Here is a 10,378-nt window from a genome sequence, read left to right as displayed (position 1 = left end):
GCATGACCCCGATCCAGGCCGCGAAGCTGGGCAAGGCGCTCGAGCCGTACGACCTGTTCTGGCTCGAGGACTGCACCCCCGCGGAGAACCAGGAGGGGCTGCGCCTCGTGCGCCAGCACACGACGACGCCGCTGGCCATCGGGGAGATCTTCAACACGGTGTGGGACTTCCAGCTGCTCATCCGCGAGCAGCTCATCGACTACGTGCGCGCCGCCTCGACGCACTTCGGGGGAATCAGCCCGCTGAAGAAGGTCATGGACTACGCGGCCCAGTACCAGATCAAGTCCGGCTTCCACGGGCCCACGGACATCTCCCCGGTGGGGTTCGCGGCGCAGCTGCACGTGGGCCTGGCGATCCACAACTATGGGATCCAGGAGTACATGCAGCACTCGGACGCGACGAACACGGTGTTCGAGCAGTCCATGACGTTCATCGACGGGTACCTCCACCCCGGGGACAAGCCCGGCCTGGGCGTCGAGTTCAACGAGGAGGCCGCGGCGTCGTTCCCGTACCAGCAGGCCTACCTGCCGTACAACCGCCTCATCGACGGCACGGTCCACGACTGGTGACGGAGGTGGGCGGGGTGCCGAAGGTGTTGCACGTCATCGTGATGGGCGTCTCGGGCTCGGGCAAGAGCACCGTGGGGGCGTTGCTCGCGAAGGAGCTCGGCGGCGAGTACCTCGACGGCGACGTGCTGCATCCGCAGGCCAACATCGACAAGATGGCCGCGGGCATTCCGCTGACCGATGAGGACCGCGAGCCGTGGTTGCGGATCATCGGCGAGCGGATGGCCGAGGCGGACGGCGTCATGGTGATCGGCTGCAGCGCGCTTCGGCGCAAGTACCGCGACCTCATCCGGCACGCCGCGCCCGACACGCGGTTCGTGCACCTCGTAGGCACGCATGAGATCCTCGCCCAGCGCATGAAGACCCGACCCGGCCATTTCATGCCTCCGGCCCTGCTCGACTCCCAGATCGAGACGCTCGAGGATCTCGAGCCCGACGAGGTGGGCGAGGTCTTCGACATCGCCCAGACACCGGAGCAGATCGCGCACGAGGCCGCGGAGTGGCTGCGCTCCCGCTAAGAGTCACTTCATTACGCCGTCACTCTTGCTGGTCGGGCGGCCTCGGCTAGCCGGGAAGAATCAAGGGAGGACGACGGCGAAAGGCGCCTTTCGCCGTCGTCCTCCCTTTCGACGGATGTATTGGGAGATTTCTCCCAGTTTTGCCGCGTGTTCACTGGACATTAAGCTTTTGTGCGTTTTTCATGTGTGCACTGACTTCATCTGCGCACTGGGGGGCACCCCGAAACCGGACAAGAAGGCTGATATGGGCACCGTCAAGGCCGAGCATCCTCGGCCCCGCCACTTCCTCCTCCACCTCAGCGACACGCACCTGCTCGCGAGCGGTCAGCTCGGTGGTCACCTTGACTCGGGGGAGAGCCTCGAGCGGGTCTTCGAGCAGGCGGCCGACGCCGGCGGCTCACCTGAGGCGATCATCGTGACGGGAGACCTCGCCGACCGCGGGCAGGTCGCTGCCTACGAGCGGCTCCGGAAGATCGCCGAGCCTGCGGCCGAGCGTCTCGGCGCGCGCCTCATCTGGGCGATGGGCAACCACGATGACCGCGCAGCCCTCCGGAGTGCCCTCCTCGATGAGGAACCCTCGACCGAACCCCTCGATCGGGTCCACTGGCTCGGAGGGCTGCGAGTCATCACCCTCGACACGACCGTGCCCGGCTACCACCACGGCGAGCTAGAGCCCTCTCAGCTCGAGTGGCTCGCGGAGGAGCTCGAGTTCCCGGCGCCGGACGGGACCCTGCTCGCGATGCATCACCCGCCCGTGCCATGCGTGCAGGAGCTTGCCGTGCTCGTCGAGCTGCGCGGCCAGGCCGCCCTCGCCGAAGTGCTCGAGGGGACCGACGTCCGCGCCATCCTTGCCGGCCACCTCCATTACTCCACGAGCGCGACGTTCGCCGGCATCCCCGTCTCTGTTGCCTCGGCGACCTGCTACACCCAGGACCTCGCCGCCGTCGTCGACGCTGAGACCGGGATCCGCGGCACTCGCGGCCGCGACACGGGCCAGGCGTACAACCTGGTGCATGTCTACGGCGACACCGTCATGCATTCGGTTGTGCCAGCCGCGGGCGGCCAGACGGTCGGCAAGGAGGTAGCGCCGAGCGAGGTCGCACGCATCCTCGCTCAAGCCGGAGTCGAGTTCCCCGTGGACGAGGGCGCCTTCCACGACGACTCGCACCCGACGACAGGCATCCTCCCAGTCCTCTGACGTTTCGGGTACGCCAACTCTCCTCCTAGGGCGTTTCGGGTACGCCAACTCTGTCTGCCCCCCCGACTGGCACTTGGGGTGTCAGTAGTTGGTGTACCTGAGACAGAAATGGCGGGGAGTTGGCGTACCTGAGACGACTGGGAGGGGGAGTTGGTGTACCCGAGACGGTTAGGGGTGGGGGCGCTCCCATGGGGCGGGGATCGGGAAGTACTTCTCCAGGAAGTCCGTCACCCTCTCCTGCCGCTCCTGCGCCGGGACCTCGGGGAATGAGCCGTCATTGAGGCAGAAGAAGTCCTGATTGCGCTTCTTGAGGAGTTTTCGCAGCAGCTCGAGCCCCGCATACATCGTGGTGTCCACGTACAGGACCTTGGCATTGGCCTGAGTCACCGCGCGCCCCGTGAGCAGGGCGTAGTAGTGGTACAGGGAATTCGTGACCGAGATGTCGTCCTTGGCGCGGAAGCGGCTCGCCGCCGTCGCCTTGAACTGTGGCGCGAATTCCTCCTCCATTTCAAGCAGCACGCTCTTTCGCATAGGCGCTGCGGCGTGCTCGAGATGCCGGGTCGTGATGCGTCCGAACCGTTCGTAGAGGAGCCGGCGGTTCACCCGGGCCGCGTTCTCGAAGCCCGATCGCGAGAGATGGTTGTCGCCTAGGCCGATGCGCGTTGTTGCCTCGATGAATTTGGTGATTCCACCCGGTGAGAAGAACATGTCGGGGCCGATTGGCCGGCCAAAGAACATGTCGTCATTGGAATACAGGAAGTATTCCGAGAGGCCCTCGATGTGCTGGAGCTGGGATTCGATGGCCTGTGAGTTGAACACCGGCAGCACTGACGGATCCCGGAAATGCTCCTCGGCCCGGACGATGGTGATCTTCGGGTGGCTTGCATCCAGCCAGTCGGGGATCTTCGAGTCGGTGCAGATGAAGATCCGCCGGATCCATGGGGCGAACATGTGCACGGAGCGCAGGGCGTACTTGAGCTCGTTGATCTGGCGGTAGCGGGCCTCTGCCTCATCGCCCTCGCCGAGGGGCACGCCCGGGAGGAAGGACGCCCGGTAGCGCAGGAAGTCGGGGTCGCTCCCGTCGACCCACGAGAACACAATGTCGATCTCGAAGTCGATATCCGTCGCGTGGTCCGCGAACATGTTCTCGATCGTTGGCCACGTGCGCCCAAACCGCTCGACGGTTCCACGGACGGCCTCCGTGCCGGGAAGCGTGCGGCGCGTGAGCGAGTTCTCGATGGGGAGGTGCAGGAGATCGTCCTCCCACTTCCAGAGCTCGATCTGGACGCCGGTCTCCTGCCTGTAGAGGAGGCCCCCCTCGGGCTCGAGGCGGGGCCGGTAGAGCCGGAACATCCGAGCCGTCGCGTTCGCTGCGAGGCGCCCGTCGGCCACGAGCAGCGCGTCGCGCTGCCTGGCGTCGACGGTGATGGAGTAGAAGGGCTCGTTGCGGCAGGCGGCGACGAGGGCGTCGCGGAGGTCTCTGCGCCGGGTCCAGTCGACCGCGATGACCGGCCGAGCGTCATTGCCGCGGACCAGGAGGAAGGGGATCCCCGCGTCGTCGAGCACGTCGCGCACGAACAGGAGATCCTCGACCATCGCCTCGTGCGGCGTGAGGGTCCGGTTTATGAGCGCGTAGCCACGCTTGGTCTTGATGACGTCGTCACGGTCCGCGAGGCGCCGTCCTGCTGCAGCAGAGGTGACCTCCTGCGCAGGTTCGACTTCCACGGCGTCGGGCGTGGCGAAGTAGACCTCGTCGGGGGTCGTGGAGTCCATGGATGCCTTTCGCGCGCTTGTGCTTGCGGCGCCGCCCAATCGTGTCGGAGGCAGCAACTAGAATCGTAGCCATGACTGCGCCCCTTGACTCAGCACTGCCCGACCTGGCCGCCGCCCGGGCGCGCCTCCTCGAGCTCATCAAGGAGCTCGCCGTCGTACACGGCCGCGTGACGCTTTCGAGCGGCAAGGAGGCGGACTACTACATTGACCTCCGCCGCATCACCCTTCACCATGAGGCCTCGCAGCTCGTGGGCCGCGTCATGCTCGACCTCATCGATCAGGCTGGCGTCGGCGTCGAGGCCGCTGGGGGCCTGACGATGGGTGCCGACCCTGTGGGAACAGCGATCATGCACGCTGCGCGCGAGGCCGGCCGCGAGGTCGATGCCTTCGTGGTCCGGAAGGCGCAGAAGTCCTATGGGATGGGCCGGCAGGTCGAGGGCCCCTCGGTCGAGGGTCGAAAGGTCGTCGTCGTCGAAGACACCTCGACGACGGGCGGTTCGGCGCTCACCGCCGTCGAAGGCGTGCGGAACGCGGGCGGCGAGGTGACCGCCGTCGTCGTCATTGTGGACCGCGCTACGGGCGCGAAGGAGCGCATCGAGGCCGAGGCCGGCGTGCCGTACCTCTATGCCTTCAGCAAGGATGAGCTCGGACTCGACTGAGCGGCCGCAAGGAGATCCCGGCCTCGACGAGGCCGGGATCCGACGCCTTGCCGCGATGCTGCGCTCGGCAGAGCGCATGCGGCGCATTTCGCGCCGCGCGTTCCTGAGCGGGTCCATCACTGCGGGGCTCCTCGCTGCCGACATGCTCACAACCCGGGTGATCCAGAACCAGCGCCGGCAGACCGTCATGCTCACCGCGGACGACGACGACGCCAAGCGCCGCTTTCCCGGCACCTCCTGGGTCCTGTTCCCCGGCTACAAGACCAGCTGGGAGGAGGCTCAGCTCATCATCACGCTGCTCGCGCCGTCGCTTGGAGACCGCGGGCAGCTCGCGGCGGTGGGCTACTCGAACGACGGGCTCGACGTCGACCAGGTCATCGCGGCAATCCTCGGGTACGCGAACAAGAACCGGCTCACGGAGCTGCACTTCTACGGGCACTCGTTCGGAGGGATGCTCGCCGTCGACGTGGCGTCCCGCTTGCTGGACTTGGCGGCGTCGACCGGCGCGAACGTTCCTCGCGTCGGCGCGATCGTCCTCGATTCCTCGCCCGCCTCGAAGTACGACGTCAAGGACCTGACCTGGTTCGAAGGCATCGTCGACCTGTACGAGCTGGGGTTCCGCGTTCCGTCAGTGCTTCGCGGCGGCTACGAGCTCGGCGAACGGATCGTCAACAAGCACGAGCGGACCTGGACACAGGTCGTCGACCAGACACTCGAGCAGCTCACGCCGCTCGCGCCGTCGAGCGTGCTCATCCAGACGGAGTCCCAGTACATCTACGACTGGGAGGGCAGCCGGTTCACTGGCGAATTGGGGCAGATCCAGATGGGCTTCATCGGGAACCCCGGGGACCAGACCGTGGACTACGACTCGGCCCGGGCGCGCTGGCAGCAGTACTTCCCGGACAATCTCGTCTCGTCCTCGCTCCAGACAACGGGTGCCTTCCCAGCGCACGCAAGCCCCCAGTGGAACGCGGCGCTCTACAACAACGTGCTCGGGAAGCTGCTCCCGCTGCTGCTCCCGCTGCCGCGCCCCATCGGAGGGGCGGGCGGCGGGGTGGCCTAGCCTACGAGAGCGAAGACAGCGCGCTCAGGCCGGCGGTCGGGAACGGGCGCGGGAAGACGCTCGGCTCGGGGGACGGCGGTGCAGCCAGCTCCACCGCGACGGGCTCGGAGCCGACGGCGACAATCCCGCCGCGCACACTCACGTCGAGGGACTCCCCGGCTTCGACCTGCAGCTCGAGCTGGCCCTGGGTGAGCCGCGCGCGCAGGGAGCGGCCCTGGAGCTGCAGCCGGAATTCGAGGCTCTCCCAATCCTCAGGAAGGCGCGGGTCGAAGTACGGCAACGGCCCTTGGTCGCGGAAGCCTGCGAAGCCGTTCACGAGCGCGGCCCACACGCCGCCCGCGGAGGCCGTGTGGACGCCGTCGATCGTGTTCTCGTGCAGGTTGTCGAGGTCGATGAACGCGGCCGTGTTGAAGTGGCGCACCGCCTCGGGGGTGTAGCCGACCTCGGCCGCCATGATTCCCTGGACGCAGGCGGAGAGCGTCGAGTCCCCGGTCGTGATGGGGTCGTAGAAGTCGAACGCGCGCTGCTTCTCCTCGGCGGTGAAGTCCTGCCACTGAAGGAGCATCGCGAGCACGGCGTCCGCCTGCTTCAGGACCTGGTGCCGGTAGATGACGAGCGGGTGGAAGTGCAGGAGCAGCGGGTACTGCGAGCGGGGCGTCTCCCAGTCCCACGGCTCGAGTGTCATGAAGTCGTTGTCCTGCGCGTGAACCCGCATGTCCGGGTCGTAGGGAAGCGCCATGCGCTCTGCGATGTGCGACCACAGGAGCCGCTCGGTGTCGGAGACGGCCGGGTGGGCGAGCGACGCGGCGGCGCGCAGATTGAAGCGCGCCATGACGTTCGTGTACAGGTTGTCGTTAACGACCGCCGTGTACTCGTCCGGCCCCGTGACGCCGTGGATGTGGAACTGGCCGTTCTTGCCGAAGAACCCCAGCGAGGCCCACATGCGGGCGGTCTCGATGAGCAGCTCGCCGCCTATGCCTCCGAGGAATTCCTGATCCCCGCTGGCCCACGCGTAGCGTGCGGCGGCGTAGGCGATCGCCGCGTTGATGTGGAACTGCGCCGTGCCCGCCGCGTAGTAGGCGCTCGCCTCCTGGCCGTTGATGGTGCGCCACGGGAACAGGACGCCGTCCACGTTGAGCTCGGAGGCCCGCGCCGCGGCGGCGGGCAGCATCTCGTGGCGGAACTGCAGCACCTGCCGGGCCGCCTCGGGGTCGGTGTAGGTGAGGTAGGGGAGGACGTAGATCTCCTGGTCCCAGAAGTAGTGCCCCTCGTAGCCCGAACCGGTCACACCCTTCGCCGGAACGCCCGCGACGCCCGCGTGCGAGGTCGCCTGCGCGAGCTGGAAGAGGTTCCAGCGCACGGCCTGCTGGAGCTCGGGCGATCCGCCGATCTTGATGTCCGCGGCCGCCCAGTATCGCTCGAAGCGGGCCCGGCTCTCCTCGAGGAGCTCGTCGAATGTGCGAAGCGAGGCTGCAGCGGCCTCTGCGAGGGCACTCACGCAGCCAGTCGGCTCGAGCGCATCGCCCGCGAGATCGGGCGCGTTCTCCGCACCCACCGCGTAGCTCACACGCTTCTCGAGGCGGAACGTCTCGTGCGGATCGATCGGCAGGACGTAGCGGACGCTCCCGCGATCCGCCTCGGCCTCGGTCGAGAAGGGCGGCATGGGCGTGTTCGCGACGTGGTCGACGGCGACCGCGACGTGCTGCCGCGAGGCCACCGTGGTCCACGCGAGGCGCAGGTTCCCGTTGGCGCCCTCCGCGAGAGCGGAGTCGAGGACGCGGCCCGCGTGGCGGCCCGCGCGGCGCGGATCGTGGTCCGAATGGTCATCGCGCGGCTGGTCCTGGCGGTTGACGACGACGGAAGCCACGTCCGCGACGATCCGGCGGTCCGCGCTGATCTCGAGTTCGATTCCGAGGCTCGCGCGCGAGGCCGCGCCGATGACCCGCCGCTCGCGCGTCGTGACGCGTGCGCCGGACAGGCACTGCCACACGATGGTGGACTCGTAGACGCCCGTGCGGAAGTCGAGACGCCGCTGGAAGTCGGCGACCTCGGAGCTGGCCAGGCTGAGCTGTTCGCCGTCCACACGCACGACCGTCTCGTGGGCGTCAGGAACGTACAGGATGCGCTGGCCCTGCTTCGCGAAGCCGTACGCACTCTCCGCATGGCGGATGTCGAACGTCTCGTGGAAGCCGTTGAGGAACGTGCCGGGAAGGGCTCCGTCGGATTCGGCCATGTGCGCTCCGCGGATGCCGAGGTGGCCGTTGCCGAGGCTGAAGAGCGTCTCGAGCGTTCCCTCGGTGCCGGGGACGTGGCTTGCCTCGACAAGCGCCCACTCGTCGAGCGGGAAGCGGTGACGGTCTGCGGTGACAAGGGTCATGGAGGTGCCGTTTCTGGAGGGGATGGCCCGGGCTGTTCGGCGCCCGGTCCGCAGGGGTTTTTGCAGGAGGGTCTAGATGAGTTCGGCGAGGTCGTCGACGACGTAGGTCGCACCGGCCGCCTTGAGGACGTCGGCCCCGGCTCCGCGGTCCACGGCGACGACGGCTCGGAAATAGCCCGCCGCGCCCGCCTGGACGCCGGAGACGGCATCCTCCACGACGACGCAGGCCGAGCTTGGCACGCCGAGCAGCTCGGCGGCGCGGACGAACGTCGAGGGGTCCGGCTTCCCGGGCAGGCCCTCGCGAGCCGCCACCGCGCCGTCGACCACTACCGGAAAGGCGCCCGCGAGGCCTGCCGCCCGGAGCACGGCCGGGGCGTTGCGGGAGGAGGAGACGACGGCGAGCTTGAGGCCGCGCGCCTGGGCAGCCTCCACGAGGCGCACCGATCCGGGATAGGGATCGACGCCTTCCGTCTCGATGATCGAATTGAAGAGGCGATTCTTCCGGTTGCCGAGGCCCTGGACTGTCTCGTGGGCGGCGTCGTCGTCATCCGGGCCTTCGGGAAGCGTGATCTCGCGGGAGGCCAAGAAATCGCGGACGCCGTCAAAGCGGGGCTTGCCGTCGATGTGGTCGAAGTAATCGGCGTCGGCGTACTCGGGGCCGCGGCCGACGGCGGCGAGGTATTCCTCAAAGAGGCGGCGCCACGCGAGCTCGTGGACGACCGCCGTGGGAGTGAGGACCCCGTCCAGATCGAAGAGCAGGGCTTCGGTGCCAGTCCAGATGTCAAGCTTGGTCTGGGACAGCATCGGCATTGTCCTAACTGGTTCAGCGCCGGGAGCGGCGGGTGTTCTTGTTGAGCAGTGAGCTTATGGGCCCCGACGCCCGGAAGAGTGTAAGCAGGTGCTGCAAGCGTTTACAAGGCCGTTGGCGGAAGCCCCGGCACGACCGTTCCGTCTGCCCGGACTAGAGCTGCTTCAACAGCTCAGCGACTGAGTTCACGACCTGGTTCGGGCGGAACGGGAACGTCTGAATATCCTGCTGCTGGGTGATCCCGGAGAGGACCAGGACAGTGTGGAGCCCGGCCTCCATGCCAGCGACGATGTCCGTATCCATCCGGTCGCCGATCATTGCCGTGGTCTCGGAGTGGGCGTCGATCTGGTTCATCGCCGACCGGAACATCATGGGGTTGGGTTTGCCGATCGTGTACGGCTCGCGCCCCGTGGCCTTCGTGATGAGCGCAGCGATCGCGCCCGTCGCGGGCAGGACGCCTTCCTTCGACGGGCCGGTCGCATCGGGGTTCGTCGCTATGAAGCGCGCACCGTCCACGATGAGGCGGATCGCCGTGGTGATGGCGTTGAACGAGTAGGTGCGCGTCTCGCCGAGCACCACGTAGTCCGGGTCCTGGTCGGTGAGGATCACGCCAGCCTCGTGGAGCGCCGTCGTGAGCCCGGCCTCGCCTATGCAGTAAACCCGTGCACCCGGCATCTGGTCCTTGATGAAGACCGCGGTCGCGAGTGCCGAGGTCCAGATGTTCTCCTCGGGGATGGACAGCCCCGAGGAGCGGAGACGGGCCGCGAGGTCACGCGGTGTGAAGATCGAGTTGTTCGTGAGGACGAGGAACCGCCTGGACGTGTCGACCCAGCGCTGGATGAGTTCGGGGGCGCCGGGGATGGGGTGGTTCTCGTGGACGAGCACGCCGTCCATGTCGGTCAGCCAGCACTCGATCTCCTCGCCGCTGCGGTACACGACCTTGCTCCCCACGGGGGCCGGGGTGGGGATCGTGTCGGTGTCCGGAGGGGTCGCGAGAGAGCCGTCGCGCTCGGCGGTCGTGGAAGTGGGGTCGGCCATGGTTCCTCCTAATGGGGGACGGTCTTGGTCCAGTCTTCCACCTCGCCTGTTACCCGTGGGAATGAGTTTCCGCACATCCGCAGATGCGGAACGGAACAGCTTCTGCTTCCGCATCTGCGCCTCTAGACTCGTGCCATGCCCCTCATCCGAATCGCCGAGGCCGCGAGCCTCCTGGGCGTGAGCGACGACACCGTGCGCCGTTGGGTCGACTCCGGCGTCCTCACCGCCACGAAGGACCCCTCCGGACGCTCCGCAGTCGACGGCGCCGAACTCGCCGACCTCGCCCGCCGGCAGGCGAGCACGCCCCGCGACTCAAGCGGCGTGGCCCGCTCGGCGCGCAACAGCTTCGCCGGCCTCGTGACGAGCGTGATCGAGGAC

Annotated in this window: 10 protein-coding genes; 6 read left to right on the top strand and 4 right to left on the bottom strand. The window is 67.7% G+C overall.

The window, feature by feature from the left end; translation table 11 throughout:
• The 3 genes from LK10_RS13570 to LK10_RS13560 all read left to right on the top strand — a co-directional run.
• The coding region (locus LK10_RS13570) for an enolase C-terminal domain-like protein (RefSeq protein ID WP_043124651.1) at positions 1–569 on the top strand (569 nt) is incomplete at its 5' end.
• Positions 570–583: 14 nt separating this feature from the next.
• The gene (locus LK10_RS13565) at positions 584–1,084 is read left to right on the top strand and encodes a gluconokinase (protein ID WP_231567769.1); all 501 of its coding nucleotides are present in this window, start codon (positions 584–586) and stop codon (positions 1,082–1,084) included.
• 244 nt (positions 1,085–1,328) lie between these two features.
• Positions 1,329–2,282 carry a phosphodiesterase gene (locus LK10_RS13560; protein WP_052207341.1) on the top strand — a complete coding sequence of 318 codons (954 nt, stop codon included), beginning with the start codon at positions 1,329–1,331 and terminating at the stop codon, positions 2,280–2,282.
• Between the two features lie 168 nt (positions 2,283–2,450).
• Here the strand turns inward: LK10_RS13560 and LK10_RS13555 are convergent, their stop codons facing one another.
• Entirely contained in the window at positions 2,451–4,055 is a 1,605-nt protein-coding gene (locus LK10_RS13555) for a stealth family protein (RefSeq protein WP_081998540.1), read from the bottom strand.
• A 71-nt stretch (positions 4,056–4,126) separates the two neighbouring features.
• On the opposite strand from LK10_RS13555, the gene pyrE reads away from it, so the two are divergent.
• Complete coding sequence (gene pyrE, locus LK10_RS13550) at positions 4,127–4,714, top strand: orotate phosphoribosyltransferase (protein ID WP_043124648.1); 588 nt, start codon at positions 4,127–4,129, stop codon at positions 4,712–4,714.
• Positions 4,680–5,777, top strand: a complete 1,098-nt coding sequence (locus tag LK10_RS13545; protein ID WP_231567768.1) for an alpha/beta hydrolase — start codon at positions 4,680–4,682, stop codon at positions 5,775–5,777. The genes pyrE and LK10_RS13545 overlap by 35 nt, the downstream gene beginning before the upstream one ends.
• A gap of 1 nt (position 5,778) precedes the next feature.
• Here the strand turns inward: LK10_RS13545 and LK10_RS13540 are convergent, their stop codons facing one another.
• The 3 genes from LK10_RS13540 to LK10_RS13530 form a co-directional block, all read right to left on the bottom strand.
• Positions 5,779–8,154, bottom strand: a complete 2,376-nt coding sequence (locus LK10_RS13540; protein WP_043124646.1) for a glycoside hydrolase family 65 protein — start codon at positions 8,152–8,154, stop codon at positions 5,779–5,781.
• Positions 8,155–8,226: 72 nt separating this feature from the next.
• On the bottom strand, positions 8,227–8,964 hold the full coding sequence (locus tag LK10_RS13535) for an HAD family hydrolase (protein ID WP_043124643.1): 738 nt from the start codon (positions 8,962–8,964) through the stop codon (positions 8,227–8,229).
• Positions 8,965–9,115: 151 nt separating this feature from the next.
• Entirely contained in the window at positions 9,116–10,000 is an 885-nt protein-coding gene (locus LK10_RS13530) for an HAD-IIA family hydrolase (RefSeq protein ID WP_081998539.1), read from the bottom strand.
• A gap of 135 nt (positions 10,001–10,135) precedes the next feature.
• Between LK10_RS13530 and LK10_RS13525 the strand changes: the two genes are divergently transcribed.
• Positions 10,136–10,378: MerR family transcriptional regulator (locus LK10_RS13525; protein WP_043124654.1), on the top strand; the 243-nt coding region annotated here is incomplete at its 3' end.

It is taken from the genome of Sinomonas humi, from assembly GCF_000802235.1.
GTDB lineage: Bacteria > Actinomycetota > Actinomycetes > Actinomycetales > Micrococcaceae > Sinomonas > Sinomonas humi.
Note: the sequence above shows the minus strand (reverse complement) of the source record. Positions and strands in the feature narration are given on the sequence as shown.

Bases quoted from the DNA above. Each gene is read 5' to 3' on its own strand.
- LK10_RS13560 (WP_052207341.1), top strand. From the start codon at position 1,329: ATGGGCACCGTCAAGGCCGAGCATCCTCGGCCCCGCCACTTCCTCCTC.
- LK10_RS13545 (WP_231567768.1), top strand. From the start codon at position 4,680: ATGCCTTCAGCAAGGATGAGCTCGGACTCGACTGAGCGGCCGCAAGGA.
- pyrE (WP_043124648.1), top strand. From the start codon at position 4,127: ATGACTGCGCCCCTTGACTCAGCACTGCCCGACCTGGCCGCCGCCCGG.
- LK10_RS13530 (WP_081998539.1), bottom strand. From the start codon at position 10,000: ATGGCCGACCCCACTTCCACGACCGCCGAGCGCGACGGCTCTCTCGCG.
- LK10_RS13535 (WP_043124643.1), bottom strand. From the start codon at position 8,964: ATGCCGATGCTGTCCCAGACCAAGCTTGACATCTGGACTGGCACCGAA.
- LK10_RS13540 (WP_043124646.1), bottom strand. From the start codon at position 8,154: ATGACCCTTGTCACCGCAGACCGTCACCGCTTCCCGCTCGACGAGTGG.
- LK10_RS13555 (WP_081998540.1), bottom strand. From the start codon at position 4,055: ATGGACTCCACGACCCCCGACGAGGTCTACTTCGCCACGCCCGACGCC.